Source organism: Blastococcus sp. TF02A-30 (assembly GCF_003319185.1).
GTDB lineage: Bacteria > Actinomycetota > Actinomycetes > Mycobacteriales > Geodermatophilaceae > Blastococcus.
In genome coordinates, this window is record NZ_QOHJ01000010.1 from 15,902 (window position 1) to 31,148 (window position 15,247).

The 15,247-nt window shown below is 75.6% G+C and carries 13 protein-coding genes; 8 read left to right on the forward strand and 5 right to left on the reverse strand.

What is annotated here, in order from left to right; translation table 11 throughout:
* Positions 1-31: 31 nt before the first annotated feature.
* Entirely contained in the window at positions 32-1,687 is a 1,656-nt protein-coding gene (locus DQ241_RS19200) for an AMP-binding protein (RefSeq protein ID WP_113831826.1), read from the reverse strand.
* Complete coding sequence (locus DQ241_RS19205; protein WP_113831827.1) at positions 1,684-1,911, reverse strand: hypothetical protein; 228 nt, start codon at positions 1,909-1,911, stop codon at positions 1,684-1,686. The genes DQ241_RS19200 and DQ241_RS19205 overlap by 4 nt, the downstream gene beginning before the upstream one ends.
* A 179-nt stretch (positions 1,912-2,090) precedes the next feature.
* Between DQ241_RS19205 and DQ241_RS19210 the strand changes: the two genes are divergently transcribed.
* The 5 genes from DQ241_RS19210 to DQ241_RS19230 all read left to right on the forward strand — a co-directional run bounded on the left by DQ241_RS19210 (position 2,091) and on the right by DQ241_RS19230 (position 9,146).
* Complete coding sequence (locus tag DQ241_RS19210; protein ID WP_113831916.1) at positions 2,091-4,343, forward strand: helicase C-terminal domain-containing protein; 2,253 nt, start codon at positions 2,091-2,093, stop codon at positions 4,341-4,343.
* A 44-nt stretch (positions 4,344-4,387) separates the two neighbouring features.
* Positions 4,388-4,696, forward strand: a complete 309-nt coding sequence (locus tag DQ241_RS20710) for a DUF1905 domain-containing protein (RefSeq protein ID WP_158545983.1) — start codon at positions 4,388-4,390, stop codon at positions 4,694-4,696.
* Positions 4,697-4,745: 49 nt separating this feature from the next.
* Positions 4,746-5,198 (forward strand): PaaI family thioesterase, encoded by a 453-nt coding sequence (locus tag DQ241_RS19220; protein ID WP_113831829.1) that lies wholly within the window; start codon positions 4,746-4,748, stop codon positions 5,196-5,198.
* A 90-nt stretch (positions 5,199-5,288) separates the two neighbouring features.
* Positions 5,289-6,974 (forward strand): DNA repair helicase XPB, encoded by a 1,686-nt coding sequence (locus DQ241_RS19225; protein ID WP_113831830.1) that lies wholly within the window; start codon positions 5,289-5,291, stop codon positions 6,972-6,974.
* Between the two features lie 420 nt (positions 6,975-7,394).
* Positions 7,395-9,146: a DEAD/DEAH box helicase gene (locus tag DQ241_RS19230; protein ID WP_233492569.1), complete on the forward strand. Its 1,752-nt coding sequence runs from the start codon at positions 7,395-7,397 to the stop codon at positions 9,144-9,146.
* A 22-nt stretch (positions 9,147-9,168) separates the two neighbouring features.
* On the opposite strand, the gene DQ241_RS21395 is transcribed toward DQ241_RS19230, so the two are convergent.
* Both DQ241_RS21395 and DQ241_RS21325 read right to left on the reverse strand, forming a co-directional pair.
* Positions 9,169-12,162: a helix-turn-helix transcriptional regulator gene (locus tag DQ241_RS21395; RefSeq protein WP_113831917.1), complete on the reverse strand. Its 2,994-nt coding sequence runs from the start codon at positions 12,160-12,162 to the stop codon at positions 9,169-9,171.
* Between the two features lie 62 nt (positions 12,163-12,224).
* Positions 12,225-12,356, reverse strand: a complete 132-nt coding sequence (locus DQ241_RS21325) for a hypothetical protein (RefSeq protein WP_255411005.1) — start codon at positions 12,354-12,356, stop codon at positions 12,225-12,227.
* 239 nt (positions 12,357-12,595) lie between these two features.
* Between DQ241_RS21325 and DQ241_RS19240 the strand changes: the two genes are divergently transcribed.
* From DQ241_RS19240 to DQ241_RS19250, 3 genes are all read left to right on the forward strand, one after another.
* Positions 12,596-12,844 carry a DUF6458 family protein gene (locus DQ241_RS19240; protein ID WP_199584754.1) on the forward strand — a complete coding sequence of 83 codons (249 nt, stop codon included), beginning with the start codon at positions 12,596-12,598 and terminating at the stop codon, positions 12,842-12,844.
* Between the two features lie 247 nt (positions 12,845-13,091).
* Positions 13,092-14,363 carry an ArgE/DapE family deacylase gene (locus DQ241_RS19245; RefSeq protein ID WP_113831832.1) on the forward strand — a complete coding sequence of 424 codons (1,272 nt, stop codon included), beginning with the start codon at positions 13,092-13,094 and terminating at the stop codon, positions 14,361-14,363.
* Positions 14,360-15,016, forward strand: coding sequence for a metal-dependent phosphohydrolase (locus DQ241_RS19250; protein ID WP_233492570.1), 657 nt, complete (start codon positions 14,360-14,362; stop codon positions 15,014-15,016). Before DQ241_RS19245 ends, DQ241_RS19250 begins: the two co-directional genes overlap by 4 nt.
* Here DQ241_RS19250 and DQ241_RS19255 read toward each other — a convergent pair.
* Positions 14,964-15,233 (reverse strand): DUF4031 domain-containing protein, encoded by a 270-nt coding sequence (locus DQ241_RS19255; RefSeq protein ID WP_113831834.1) that lies wholly within the window; start codon positions 15,231-15,233, stop codon positions 14,964-14,966. The genes DQ241_RS19250 and DQ241_RS19255 overlap by 53 nt on opposite strands.
* Between the last annotated feature and the right edge of the window lie 14 nt (positions 15,234-15,247).

Consider the following 15,247-nt stretch of genomic DNA (forward strand, 5'->3'; position numbering starts at 1 on the left):
GCGGCGCCCCGGGGCGCAACCGGTCGAAGACCTAGGCGTTCCGGATGCCGGCGGCCTGCTGCAGGCCCAGCTCCACGACCGACGTCTCGCGCATCTCCACCTTGCGCACCTTGCCGGTGACCGTCATCGGGAAGGCGTCGACGACCTTCACGTACCGGGGCACCTTGTAGTGCGCCAGCTTGCCGGTGCAGAAGGCCCGCAGCGCCTCGGCGGTGAGCGGCTCGGCGCCCTCGCGCAGCCGCACCCAGGCCATGAGCTCCTCGCCGTACCGCTCGTCGGGGACGCCGATGACCTGGGCGTCGACGACGTCGGGGTGGGTGTAGAGGAACTCCTCGATCTCCCGCGGGTACACGTTCTCCCCGCCGCGGATCACCATGTCCTTGATCCGGCCGACGATGTTGAGGTAGCCGGCGTCGTCCATGACGGCGAGGTCGCCGGTGTGCATCCAGCGCGCGGCGTCGATCACCTCGGCCGTCTTCTCCGGCTCGTCCCAGTAGCCGAGCATCACCGAGTAGCCGCGGGTGCAGAACTCCCCCGGCGTCCCGCGCGGCACGGTCAGCCCGGTCTCGGGGTCGACGACCTTGACCTCGAGGTGCGGGTGCACCCGGCCGACCGTGGAGGTGCGCCGCTCGAGGTCGTCGTCGGCACCGGTCTGGGTGGAGACCGGCGAGGTCTCGGTCATGCCGTAGCAGATGGTCACCTCGGTCATGCCCATCTCGGCGACCACCCGCTTCATCACCTCCACCGGGCAGGGTGAGCCGGCCATGATGCCGGTGCGCAGGGTGGTGAGGTCGTAGTCGGCGAAGTCGGGCAGCGCCAGCTCGGCGATGAACATCGTCGGGACGCCGTAGAGCGAGGTGCAGCGCTCCTCCTGCACGGCGCGCAGCGTCGCCGCCGGGTCGAACCCGGGCGCGGGGATGACCATGGTGGCGCCGTGCGAGGTGGCCGCGAGGTTGCCCATGCCCATGCCGAAGCAGTGGTAGTAGGGCACCGGGATGCAGATCCGGTCGGCCTCGGTGTAGCCGCACCCCTCGCCCACGAAGAACCCGTTGTTGAGCAGGTTGTGGTGGGTGAGGGTGGCGCCCTTCGGGAAGCCCGTCGTCCCCGACGTGTACTGGATGTTGATCGGGTCGTCGGCCGAGAGCTGCGTCTCGCGCTCGGCCAGCAGCCCGCGGTCGCCCGCCCGCCCGGTGGCCAGGAGGTGCTCCCACTCCGGTGAGCCGAGGAAGACGACCTCGCGCAGGTCGGGGCAGTCCGGCCGCACCTCGGCCACCATCGCGCGGTAGTCGCTGGTCCTGAACTCCGGGGCGCTCACCAGCACCGAGATGCCGGCCTGGCGCAGCACGTAGGCCAGCTCGTGGGTGCGGTACGCCGGGTTGATGTTGACCAGGATCGCGCCGAGCTCGGCGGTCGCGTACTGGACGAACACCCACTCCGCGCAGTTGGGCGCCCAGATGCCGACCCGGTCGCCCTTGGCCACGCCCAGGGCGTCGAGCCCGAGCGCGCAGGCCCCGACGTCGGCGACGAGCTCCGCGTAGGTCCAGCGACGGCCGGTGGCGCACTCGACGAGCGCCTCGGCGTCGCCGACCCGCGCTGCCGTCCGGGCCAGGTTGGCCCCGATCGTGTCCCCCAGCAGGGGGACCGTCGAGGTCCCGCTGCTGTAGGACGGCAGCGCGGGCGTGGTCACCGCTTCCGGTTCTCCGCCAGCTGGACGCCCGCCCGGTTCGGCTTGTCCGTCGGGTGGGCGTAGCGGACGTACTCGACCGGGATCGGGAAGCCGTGGTCCTGCCCGAACGGCGAGAGGCCACCCGCGACGGATGCGGAGAGCTCGGTCAGCGGCGGGCCACCGTCCTCCGACTCGCCCCAGGTGGGCTCCACCAGGTGCGCGTTCTTCGGGTTGCGCTTGGCCATGTCGCCTCCGTGTGCTCGGCGTGCACCGCCCGGTGCACCGTCGTGCCCATCTTCGCCGACGCGGTACCCCGGATGCACGGCGCCACCCCTCCCGGCGGGGGAAGTCGCGTCTCACCTGGCCGGGTGCACCGCCGCAGCGACGACGGCGTGCGACCGGAGGGCGTCGTAGCGTGGAGCGGATGCCCACCGATCCCCCGGCGACGCTCGCCGCCTGGCTGCGCACCCGCAGCGACGAGCAGCTCGCCGCGCTGCTGGCCGCCCGGCCCGACGTCGCGCGCCCGGCCCCCTCGGACGTCGTCGCCCTGGCCAGCCGGCTGGCGGTGCCGGTGTCGGTGGACCGCGCGCTGGACGAGCTGGACGCCGCCACGCTGCAGGTGCTCGACGTCGTCCTCCTGGCGCCGACCGACGGCCTGCCGCCCGAGGACCTGCCCGCCGCGCTGCCCGAGGTGCCGGACGACGTGCTGCAGCGGGCCCTGGGGACGCTCACCACCCGGGCGCTGCTGTGGGGCGACGACGTCCTCCACGCGCCCGACCCGGTCCGCCGCGCGGTCCGGCACCCGGCCGGGCTCGGTCGCCGGGCGCTCGACCTGCGGGTGCAGCTGCCCGCCGACCTGCCCGCCGTCCTGGCCGAGCTGGCGCCGGAGGAGCGCGAGGTGCTCGACCGGCTGGCCGGCGACCGCCCGGTGGGCCACCTCCCCGACACCACCGGTACCGCGAGCACGCCGGCCCGCCGGCTGCTGCAGCGCGGGCTGCTGGCCCGCATCGACGCGCTGAACGTGGAGCTGCCGCGCGAGATCGGGCTGCTGCTGCGCGGCGACCGGCCGTACGGCCCGCCGCGGCTGCGCCCGGAGCCCGCGGTGACCAGCCGCGACCCGGAGGTGGTCGACCGGCAGGCGGCCGGTGCCGCGCTGGAGGCGGTCGGCCGCGTCGGCGAGCTGCTCACCCTGCTCGAGGAGGAGCCGGCCGGGCTGCTGCGCAGCGGCGGGGTGGGCGTGCGCGACCAGAAGCGGCTGGCGCGGGCGCTGCACGTGCCCGAGCCGGAGGCCGCCTGGCTGCTGGAGCTGGCCTCGGCGGCCGGGCTGCTCGACGTCGGCGGCCCGCACCGCGACGAGTGGCTGCCCACCCGCGGCTACGACGTCTGGCGCGAGCAGGACCTGGCCGACCGGTGGGCGCTGCTCGCGAGCGGCTGGCTGGGCAGCGTGCGGCTGCCGTCGCTCGTGGGTCAGCGCGACGTCGCCGGCAAGGCGGCCAACCCGCTCTCCCCCGACCTCGTGCGGCACACCGCCCCGGCGATCCGCCGCTCGGTGCTGGCCACGCTCGCCGAGCACCCGGCCGGCAGCGGCGTGGCGCCCGACGAGCTGGTGGCGCTGCTGCGCTGGCGCACGCCCCGGCGCGCCGACCGGCTGGCCCCGGTTCCGGGGATGCTCGACGAGGCCGCGCGGCTGGGCGTCGTCGGCGGCGGGGTGCTCTCCTCCGGCGGTCGCGGGCTGCTGGCCCGCGGCGAGGACGGCGCCGCCGACGGGATGCGCGGCCTGCTGCCGGAACCGGTCGACCACGTGCTGGCCCAGCCGGACCTGTCGCTGATCGCGCCGGGCCCGCTGGTCAGCGGGCTGGCCGACACCCTCGCCGTCGTCGCCGACGTCGAGTCCTCCGGCGGGGCGACGGTGTTCCGGGTGTCGGAGGCCAGCGTGCGCCGGGCGCTCGACGCCGGGTGGTCGGCCGACGACCTGCACCAGTTCTTCGCCCGCGCCTCGCGCACCCCCGTGCCGCAGGCGCTGGACTACCTGGTGGACGACGTCGCCCGCCAGCACGGGCGGCTGCGGGTCGGCGCGATCGAGTCCTACGTCCGCTCCGACGACCACGGGCTGCTCGCGCAGGTGCTCAGCGACAGGCGCACGGCCGCCGCCGAGCTGCGCCGGCTCGCGCCGGGCGTGCTGGTCAGCGGGCTGGGTGCCGACGAGGTGCTCACGGTCCTCCGCGAGGCCGGGTACGCCCCGGCCGGCGAGAACCCGGGCGGCGCAGTCCTCACCCGTCCCCCGGCCCGGCCGCGGGCCGCCGGCCGCCGTCCCGGCAGCGAGTCGCAGCCGGCCGCCCGGCCGCTGTCGGGCGACGAGCTGGCCGCGACCGTGCGGGAGATCCGCGCCGGCGACGCCGCGGTCGCCGCCCGCCGCGGCGAGGCCGTGCGCCAGGTGCCCGGGGTGACGACGGCGTCGACGCTGGAGCTGCTCTCGCGCGCCGTGCGGGAGGGCGTCCCGGTGTGGCTGGGCTACGTGGACGCGCAGGGCAGCGGCAGCCAGCGGGTGGTGCAGCCGGTGTCGCTGGTCGGCGGGTTCCTGCAGGGCTACGACGAGCGGCGCGGCGAGAACCGCACGTTCGCCGTCCACCGGATCACCTCGGTGGCCCTGGTCGAGGAGGAGGACGCCGCCGGCTGACCTCGGGCACCGTTCCCGTCGGTGGGACGCCCTACCGTGCCGGTGTGACCGAGACGTTCACCGCCGTCCTGCGGGAGCACGTCGGCCCGGCGCCGTGGCACTTCCTCGCCCTGCCCCCGGAGCTCGCCGACGACGTGCGGGAGCGCGGTGCGGGTGCCCGCACCGGGTTCGGCTCCGTGCGGGTCACCGCCAGGGTGGGGAGCACCTCGTGGCAGACGTCGCTGTTCCCGGACGCGAAGACCCGCTCCTACCTGCTCCCGGTGAAGAAGCCGGTCCGGACCGCCGAGGGGCTGCGGGCCGGGGACCGCGTGCGGGTGGAGCTCACGGTGGATGTGACGGCGGCCGGGAGGTAGGAACCCCACCACGGCCGGACCCGCCACCGGGTTCGGGCAAGCTGGCGGGGTGACCTCGAGCATCCAGGAACGGCTGTTCCCGACGCTGACCTGCTTCGGCTGCGGCCCGGCCAACGAGCGCGGCCTGCGGCTGCGCAGCTACCCGGGCGAGGACGGCGTCACGGCCACGTTCACGCCGTGGCCGGAGCACGACAACGGCCTGGGCTACCTCAACGGCGGGATCATCGGGACGGTGCTCGACTGCCACAGCGCGGCGGCGGTCATGCACGAGGCGGACACCCGGGGCTGGACCGCGCTGCCCGGCGCGGCGCTGGCGTACGTGACGGCGGGTCTCGACGTCCGGTACCTGCGCCCCGCCCCGCTCACCGAGCCGGTGGAGCTGCTCGCCGTCGTCACCGAGGCGTCCGAGGCGCAGATGACGGTGGACGTCTCGCTGCACTGGGACGGCAAGCCCCGGGCCGCCGCCACGGCGCTCTGGAAGCGCTGGCGCCCGCGCACCTGAGGAGGGAAGGGGGCGTCGTCCCGCGACGTTACCGTGGACAGTCCGGCGCGCTCGCCCGCGCCGCAGTTCCCGAGCGAAGGATGCGTGCGCGTGAGCGACGGCCCCCTGATCGTCCAGTCGGACAAGACCCTGCTGCTGGAGGTCGACCACCCGCTGGCCCGGGAGTGCCGGGCGGCGATCGCGCCGTTCGCGGAGCTGGAGCGCTCCCCCGAGCACGTGCACACCTACCGGGTCACCCCGCTGGCGCTGTGGAACGCCCGCGCCGCCGGGCACGACGCGGAGCAGGTCGTCGACGCGCTGGTGCGCTACTCGCGCTACCCGGTGCCGCACGCGCTGCTGGTCGACGTCGCCGACACCATGGACCGGTTCGGGCGGCTGACCCTGCAGAACCACCCGGTGCACGGGCTGGTCCTCAGCTCGTCGGACCGCGCGGTGCTGGAGGAGGTCGTCCGGTCCAAGAAGGTCGCACCGATGCTCGGCGCCCGCATCGACGAGGACAGCGTCGTCGTCCACCCCTCGGAACGTGGGCGGCTCAAGCAGGCGCTGCTGAAGGTGGGCTGGCCGGCCGAGGACCTCGCCGGCTACGTCGACGGGCAGGCGCACCCGATCTTCCTGGAGCAGGACGGCTGGCACCTGCGCGACTACCAGCAGGAGGCCGTCGACGGCTTCTGGGCCGGCGGGTCCGGCGTCGTCGTCCTCCCCTGCGGTGCGGGCAAGACCCTGGTCGGCGCCGCGGCGATGGCCGAGGCCAAGGCGACCACGCTGATCCTGGTGACCAACACCGTCTCGGGGCGGCAGTGGAAGCGCGAGCTGCTCGCCCGCACGACCCTGACCGAGGACGAGATCGGCGAGTACTCCGGCGAGCGCAAGGAGATCCGCCCGGTCACGATCGCGACCTACCAGGTGATCACCACCCGCCGGAAGGGCGAGTACCGGCACCTGGACCTGTTCGACGCGCAGGACTGGGGCCTGATCGTCTACGACGAGGTGCACCTGCTCCCCGCCCCGATCTTCCGGCTCACCGCCGACCTGCAGTCCCGCCGCCGGCTCGGGCTGACCGCGACGCTGGTGCGCGAGGACGGCCGCGAGGACGACGTCTTCTCCCTCATCGGGCCCAAGCGCTACGACGCCCCGTGGAAGGACATCGAGCAGCAGGGCTACATCGCCCCGGCGGAGTGCGTCGAGGTGCGGGTCTCGCTCGACGACGAGGAGCGGATGACCTACGCGGTCGCCGAGCCCGAGGAGCGCTACCGCATCGCGGCGACGGCGAAGTCGAAGCTGCCGGTGATCCGGCGGGTGCTGGAGCGGCACCCCGAGGAGCAGAAGCTGGTCATCGGCGCCTACCTCGACCAGCTCGAGGAGCTCGGGACGGCGCTCGACGCCCCGGTGATCCAGGGGTCGACGACGAACAAGGAGCGCGAGCGGCTGTTCGACGCCTTCCGCTCCGGCGAGATCAAGACGCTGGTGGTCTCCAAGGTCGCCAACTTCTCCATCGACCTGCCCGAGGCCGCGGTCGCGGTGCAGGTGTCGGGGACGTTCGGGTCGCGGCAGGAGGAGGCGCAGCGGCTCGGCCGGGTGCTGCGGCCGAAGGCCGACGGCCGGCAGGCGCACTTCTACACGGTGGTCAGCCGCGACACCCTGGACAGCGAGTACGCCGCCCACCGGCAGCGGTTCCTCGCCGAGCAGGGGTACGCGTACACGATCGTCGACGCCGCCGACCTGGCCGGCCCGGGCGAGGTCAACGGCCCCGACTGGGTGGACGAGCCCGCCGACTGACCCCGCGACAGCAGCCCGCCCGAGCTGCTCGACGGACACGGTCGGCTCGCCGGCATGCCGCTGCGTCGGGAAGCCGTCGGAGCTGTTCCGCACGCCCGACGCTTGTGCTCTGCCCCGCTGGGCGGGGCAGAGCACAAGCGTCCGCGGAGAGGTGATGACCGCTCCATTCCGGCCGACCGTGGGTGGCCGGAGGCTCGTGGGGAAGACGGGACCGGGGGGGAGTGACGATCCGGTCCCTCACGGCATGAGGATCCCCACAGGCGACAGCCGTCGACGCGACGAACGCGCAGGTCAGCAGCGGTACGGAGCCCTCCTATACGTCGTCGGGGGCGAGGCGCGCGGGAGGGGACCGGTTGGGCGTGTTGGCCCTCCGCCAGCGAAGATGGACCGGTCATGGGGAGTGCATTGCGAGCGGAAGCCTTGAGCCCGCAGACCACCGGCCGACCGCTCCGAGCGTGGCAGCAGGCCGCGCTCACCCAGTACGAGGAGCAGTCCCCCAAGGACTTCCTCGTCACCGCGACGCCCGGCGCCGGGAAGACGACGTTCGCGCTGACGCTGGCCGCCCGGCTGCTGTCCCGCCGCGAGGTCGCCCGCGTCGTCGTCGTCGCCCCGACCGACCACCTGCGCCTGCAGTGGGCCGAGGCCGCCGACCGGATGGGCATCGTCCTCGACCCGAACCTGACCAACGCCGTGGGCCCGGTCCGCGCCGGCACCCAGGGCTACGTGACCACCTACGCCCAGGTCGCCGGCAAGCCGATGCTGCACGCCGCCCGGGCCACCGCCGTCAAGTCGCTGGTCATCCTCGACGAGGTGCACCACGCCGGCGACGGCCTCTCCTGGGGCGAGGCGGTGGAGGAGGCCTACGGCATGGCCGCCCGCCGGCTCTGCCTGACCGGGACGCCCTTCCGGACCAAGCCCGACGAGCGCATCCCCTTCGTCCGGTACGAGGAGGACACGTTCGAGGGCGAGGCGGGCGGCCTGGTCAGCCGTGCCGACTACACCTACGGCTACAAGGAGGCGCTGGCCGACAACGTCGTCCGCCCGGTCGTCTTCGCCGCGTACACCGGCACCTCGCGCTGGCGGAACTCCGCCGGCGAGGTGGTCGCCGCCTCGCTCTCGGAGGCCGGGACCAAGTCGGTCGAGATGCAGGCGTGGCGCACCGCCCTGGACCCCAAGGGCCAGTGGGTGCCGCACGTCATCGCCGCGATGGACGACCGGATCACGCACCTGCGCGAGGAGGGCGGCATGCCCGACGCCGCCGGCCTGATCCTCGCCAGCGACCAGGACGACGCCCGCGCCTACGCCAAGATCGTCCGCCGGGTGACCGGCAAGGCCGCCGAGCTGATCCTGTCCGACGACCCCAAGGCGTCGAAGAAGATCGAGCGCTTCGCCACCGGATCGGCCCGGATCGCCGTCTGCGTCCGCATGATCTCCGAGGGCGTCGACGTCCCCCGCGCCGCCGTCCTGGCCTGGATGACCTCCTACCGGACGCCGCTGTTCTTCGCCCAGGCCGTCGGCCGCGTCGTCCGCTCCCGGTCGCCGCACGAGTCGGCGACCGTCTTCCTCCCCGCCGTCCGGCCGCTGCTGTCGCTCGCCGCCTCGATGGAGGAGCAGCGCAACCACGTCATGCCCCCGCCGAAGAGCCAGCCCGACGAGGAGCTGGAGGCGCTCGACCTGCCGCCGCGCGAGCCGCGCGAGGGCGAGATGAAGCAGTGGGAGGCGCTGGAGGCCGACGCCCGGTTCGCGCACGTGCTGCACAGCGGGACGGCGCACACCGGTGAGGGCTCCGGCTCCACCGTGGTCGTCGGCGAGGAGGACGAGGAGTTCCTCGGCATCCCCGGTCTGCTGACGCCCGCGCAGACGGCGGAGCTGCTGGCCAAGCGGGACGACGAGCTGCGGCTGCGCATCGCGCAGAGCCACCGGGCCGACGACGGCGACTTCATGCTGGTCGAGGACCACCCCGACGAGGACGAGGCCGGCCGCTCGTGGCGCGACGCCGCGGAGCTGCGCCGGGAGATCAACCGGCTGGTCAACCGGGTGTCGGCGAAGACGTCCACCCCGCAGGCCGTGGTGCACACGCAGCTGCGCCAGTCGGTGCCCGGCCCGCCGTCGGCGTCGGCGTCGGTCGACGTGCTCCGCGCCCGGCGGGAGCGCCTCCGCACGATGCTCTGACACGGCGGTCCTCCGGACCGGGTCAGACGAGAAGCCCCCGCTGCCCGGCCACGGCGACCGCCTCGGTGCGGCCGCCGACCCCGAGCTTGGCCAGGATGTTGCTGACGTGCACGCTCGCGGTCTTCTCGCTGATGTAGAGCTCCGCGCCGATCTGCCGGTTGGTGCGTCCCTGCGCGAGCAGCGCTAGGACCGCCTGCTCGCGCGGGGTGAGGACGGCCTCCGGTGCCGCCACGCGGACCCCGGGGAGGTCGACGTCCAGCCGCCCGCGGCGGACCAGCGCCTCGACCGCCTCGCGCAGCGGCCGCGCCCCGAGCCGGACGGCGACCTCGTGCGCGAGCCGCGCCTCCTCGGCGGCACCGACCCGGTCGCCGGTGGCCAGCAGCGCCTCGGCCAGCCGTCGGCGCGACCGCGCCTGCTCGTAGACGTGCCCGAAGCCGAACGCGTCCACGGCAGCGCGCCACAGCGCTGGTTCGGCCCGCCCGCGCAGCCGCGAGGCCTCCGCCTCCACCCGGGCCAGCCAGGCCGCCGCCTCCACCCCGCTGGTCTCGCCGTAGTTGCAGCGGTAGCTCTCGACCGCCTCGTGCGCGTGCGCGACGAGCTCGTCCCCGGCCGCCACCCACTGCTCGGCCGCCCCGGCGTCGCCCTCCCGCCGCGCGGTCGCGACGGCGTCCCCGACCGCGGCCAGCGCCGTGCCGACCAGCCGCAGCACCCCGAGGTGGTCGTCCGGCCACTTCTCCTGCAGCCGCCGGGACGCGGCGAGCGCGAGGTCCACGGCCGCCCGCGTGTCGCCCTGCCACACGGCGAGGTCGATCTCGGACCCGGCCGTGACCAGCCCCAGCAGCACGTGCGCGTCCAGCCGCGGGATCAGCCCACGGGCCCACTCGATCCGGGTCTGCGCGGACGGGTCGCCACGGCCCACGAGCACCAGCAACCCGTCGGCCCGGATGTGCGCCGACATCTCCGGCACCCGCGACAGGACGTCGGCCTCGGCGAGGCTGCGGTCCCAGTCGCCCAGCATGTACAGCGCCGTCACCTGCAGGTGACGCAGCTCGGCTGCGTAGTAGGACCACTCCACGCCCAGGTCGCGGGACCGCCCGGTGCCCTGGCCGGTCCACTCCAGGGCCTCCTCCAGCCGTCCCGACTCGAGCGCGAGGTAGGCCAGGTTGTAGAGCACCCGCAGCTCGACGTCGACGTCGCCGGAGCGCCGCGCGCGGGCCAGCGCCTCGTCGAGCCGCGCCCGGGACTCGGCCGAGAGGGTGCCGGGGGTGGCCCGCAGCTGGGTGACGGCGATGTCGGCCCAGGCGGCGTCCAAGCCCAGCGCGTCCGCCGCGGCCAGCGCCTCGGCCGCCGCGGCCTCAGCCTCCTCGGACCGGCCGACGTCGTAGCTCATCCGGGCGTGGGTGGCCGCGGCCCAGGTGCGGACCTCCGACGGCGGATCGGCCGGCACCAGGGCCATCGCCGCCGAGCTCTCGCGGTAGCCGGACTCGAAGGTCTCGACGCGCACCATGGCCTGGGCCAGCGTGTAGTGCAGCCGGGCACGCAGCACCGGGTCGCCGTCCGGGCCCAGCTGCTCCAGCGCCGCCCGCTGCAGCGCGACGGCGCGGTGCAGCTCGCCGACGGTGCGGGCCACGGTCGCCGTCTCGAACAGCAGCGCCGCCTGGTCGCGCCCCGCCCGCGCGGCCGCGTCCGGCACGGCCGACCACAGCGACAGCGCGGCCTCGAGGTGCTGCAGCTGCTCGGCGGGCGCGCCGACGCGGCACGCCTCGACCGCGGCCTCCAGCGATGCCGAGAAGGCCCCCGGTAGGTCGTTGCTCCCGCGCGCGTGGTGCGCCCGCTCGGCCGCGGTGCCGGCCCCGGGGTGCGCCGCGAGGTAGCCGGCGATCGCCGCGTGCAGCCGCACCGCTTCCCCCGGCAGCAGGTCGGCCAGCACCGCCTCGCGCAGCAGCGCGTGCCGGAAGCGGTAGCGCCCGTCGTCGGAGACGACGAGCAGGTGGTGGTGCACGACCTCGGCGAGCGCCTGCTCCAGCTCGGCCGGCGCCCACTCCCCCAGGGCGGCCAGCCACTCGTGCCGCACCCGGCGACCGGCGACGGCGGCCACGCGCAGCACCTGCTGCGCCGCCGACGAGCGCTGCTCCACCCGGGCCAGCAGGACGTCGGCCAGCGCCCAGGGCAGCGCCTCGCCCTGCAGCCCGGCGGCGACGAGCTCCTCGGCGTAGAACGCGTTGCCCTCGGCCCGGGCGACGACGTCCTCCACGGTGCTCTCGGGGACACCCCCGGTCCCGCCGGCCAGGCCCCGGACGAGCTCGCGGACGGCGGCCGGGGGCAGGGGCTGGACGTCGAGGCGCTCGACGCCGGGCAGCCGCACCAGCTCGGCCAGCAACGGGCGCAGCGGGTGCCGGCGGTGCAGGTCGTCGGCGCGGTAGGACGCGACCACGGTGACCGGGTCGTCGACCAGGCGGGCGAGCAGGTAGCGCAGCAGGTCGCGGCTGGACCGGTCGGCCCAGTGCAGGTCCTCGAGGACGACGAGGAGCGGTGCGGTCGACGCCAGCTCGCAGAGGAGGGCGGCCACCGACTCGAACAACTGCAGCCGGCCGTCGTCCACCGGCTGCGGTGCCGCCCGGCTCGGCAGCGGGCGGCCGAGCTCCTGCCCCTCCCCGGGCGGGCGCACCGGCGCGACGTCGCCCGGCCGGCCCGCGAGCAGCGCGGTCAGGACGGGGTTCTGCCGGGCGTGCGGCGCGAGCTCGGGATCGGTGGCGACCGGGCGCAGCAGGTCGACGAACGGCAGGTACGGCAGGCCGACGTCACCGAGGTCGACGCAGTGGCCGGTGAGCACCCGCACGCCGCGCCCGGTGGCCCGGGCGGTGAGCTCGTCGAGCAGGCGGGTCTTGCCCACCCCGGCGTCACCGGCCAGCAGGACGGCGGAGGAGCGACCGGCCGCGGCGCGCTCGACGTGCGCCAGCAGCCGGCCGAGCTCCTCGGCCCGGCCGACGAGCGGTGCGTCGTCCCAGCGTGGCATGCCGCCGATCGTGGCACGCGGGGCCGACGGGCCGTGCACGCTTCCTCCGAGGGCGGACGTGCTCAGCGCGCCTTCCGCCGTCCGCGCAGCCACGGACCCCGGCGGGTGCTGGCGCTGCGGCCGATCTGCTGCAGGACCTCGCGGCGGTAGGCGAGCTCGGCCTCGAGGCCGGGGCTGGGGTAGTGGACGGACATGGTGTTCTCCTTCGTCGGTTCGGACGAGGGGAACGTTCGTGCTGAGGGGGTGGCGCCGGCATCGGGCGACCGCGCAGTCCTCGACCGGGTCGGTGCCTAAGGCCCCTCAGACGGGCCACCCGATCGGGTCAGGTGCGGTTCGCGGCGCGCTGACCAGGGAACTCCCCGGACCGCGGCGGACGCCGCTGGCTGGGCCCGCCCACCGTCGTGCGCGCCCGGCCTCGACGAAGGGAGACGTCATGCGCCTCGGAACCGCCATCGTCCTGCTCGCGCTGGGTGCGATCCTCACGTTCGCGCTCCAGGTCGACGTCAGCGGCGTGGACCTCCAGGTGGTCGGCTGGATCCTGATGGCCGCCGGCGCCCTGGGCATCGTGCTGGAGCTGGCCGTGTGGGGGCCGCGGTCCCGCCGGGTGACCAGCACCGACGCGTACGGCGCCGCGCCGGACGGGACGCCGGTCCGCCGGACGACCACCGACGAGCGCTACTGACCCGAGCAGACGAGAGCCCCGTCCCGGGTGGGACGGGGCTCTCGTGCTGCTGGGGTCCGGACCGGATGACGGCCGCCTCGCGGCGAAAAGCACAACGCGGCTCCAGCCCCCGACCGAGGTCGGGGCGGTAGTCCGCGAAGGCGTAACCAAATGGCACCCGGGGGCACGATGCACCCGGCCCGGACGCTTCCGAGGCTACCCCCGCTCCAGGGCCGACACGCGCGAGAGGCGTGCCAGACTCCGGGCCGTGGCCGACCTCACCGATCCCGAGGCCCGGGTGCTCACCGCCGTCGACGAGCAGGCCCTGGTCGGGCGGTTGCAGGCCCTGGTCGCCGTCCCCTCCGTCGGCGGGAGCCCGGCGGAGAGCGAGGTCCAGCACCTGGTCGCCGAGTGGCTCACCGAGCTCGGCTGCGACGTCGACCTGTGGCCGATCGACCTCCCCGAGGCGGCCACCGCCGAGGACGCGCCCGGCCAGGAGGTCGAGCGCACCGAGGCGTGGGGCGTCGTCGGCACCGTTCCCGGCGGCGAGGACGGCGACCCGGCGCTGGTGCTCGCCGGGCACACCGACGTCGTCCCGCCCGGCGAGCGGTCGCTGTGGCCGGCCGACCCGTTCCTCCCCCGCCTCGCCGGCGGCGCGCTGCACGGCCGTGGGGCCTGCGACATGAAGGGCGGGGTCGCTGCGGTGCTCGGTGCCGTCGCGGCGCTCCGGACGGCCGGGGTGCGGCTGCGCCGTCCGCTGGCGGTGCACGCCGTCGTCGGCGAGGAGGACGGCGGGCTCGGTGCCTGGGTCACCCTCCGGCGCGGGCACCGCGGCGACGTGTGCGTCATCCCCGAGCCGACCGCCGGCGCCGTCGTCACCGCGCACGGTGGAGCCCTCACCTTCCGGCTGGAGGTCACCGGCCACGCCGCGCACGCCGCGATGCGCGACCGGGGGGTCAGCGCGGTCGAGCTGTTCGCGCACGTGCACGACGGGCTGCGGGCGTTCGAGGCGGAGCGGCAGCGCGACGCCGATCCGCGCTTCGGCGACGCCCGGTTCCCGCACGGCCTCTCGATCGGCACGGTGCGGGCCGGCGACTGGGCCAGCTCGGTCCCCGACCGGCTGGTCGCCGCCGGCCGGTACGGCGTCCGGATCGGTGAACCGGTCGAGGCGGCGCGGCAGGCCCTCGAGACGCGGCTGACCGAGATCTGCGCCGGCCACCCCTGGCTGGCCGCCCACCCGGTGCGCCTGACCTGGGAAGGCGGCGCGTTCGCCAGCGGGCAGCTGCCCCCGGGGCACCCGCTGCTGCCCGCGGTGCGCGACGCCGTCGCGGACGCCGGTGGCGGCGTGCCACCCGAGCGCGCGGTCGCCGCCGGCACCGACCTGCGGCTGTACGCGGCGGCCGGCGTCCCGACCCTGCACTTCGGCCCGGGCGACCTGAACCTGGCGCACGGCCCCGAGGAGCGGGTGCCGGTCGCCGAGGTGGTCACCGCCGCCCGCGCCTTCGCCCTGCTGGCCCTGCGCAGCTGCGGGGTCCGGTGAGCGTCGCGTTCGAGGCGTGGGCGCAGCTGGCCGGCGACTCCCCCACCTCCCGCACCGAGTGGGCCGCGCTGGTCGCCGCCTGGAGCGAACCGCACCGGCGGTACCACGACCTGGGCCACCTGGCGGCCGTCCTCGGCATCGTCGACGGGCTCGCGGCCGACGCGACCGATCCCGACGCCGTCCGGCTGGCCGCCTGGTACCACGACGCCGTCTACGACCCCCAGCGCTCCGACAACGAGGAGGTCAGCGCCGCGCGCGCCCGGGCCGGCCTGCGCGGGCTGGTCCCCGACGAGCGGATCGCCGAGGTCGAGCGGCTGGTGCTGCTCACCGCCGGGCACGCCGCCGAACCCGGCGACGCGAACGGGGCGGTGCTCTGCGACGCCGACCTCGCCGTCCTCGCCGCGCCGCCCGAGGCCTACGCCGCCTACGCGTCGGCGGTCCGCGAGGAGTACGGCCACCTGGACGACGACGTGTTCACCGCCGGGCGGATCGCCGTCCTCGAGCAGCTGCTCGCGCTGCCCCGGCTCTACCGGCTGCCGGCCGTCGCCGGCGAGTGGGAGCCGCGGGCACGGGCCAACGTCGCCGCGGAGATCGCGCTGCTCAGGAGGCGCGCGTCTTCCGCAGGCGGAGCCCCGCCGCCAGCAGCCTGCTGAGCAGCTCGCGAGAGCCCACCGGCTGCGCTCCGGCCGCGACGGCGATGTCGTACAGGTCCGCGGGGACGTCGTAGTGGTCGCCCTGGAACGCCCGGCGCGGGATGCCGAGCTCCGCGGCGACGAAGGCGTGCAGCTCGTCGTAGGAGACGTCGCTGACCAGGTGCGACCAGAGCCGGCCGCGCCACGGCCACACGGGGGTGTCGATCAGGACGGCCACGCGAGCAGTCTGCC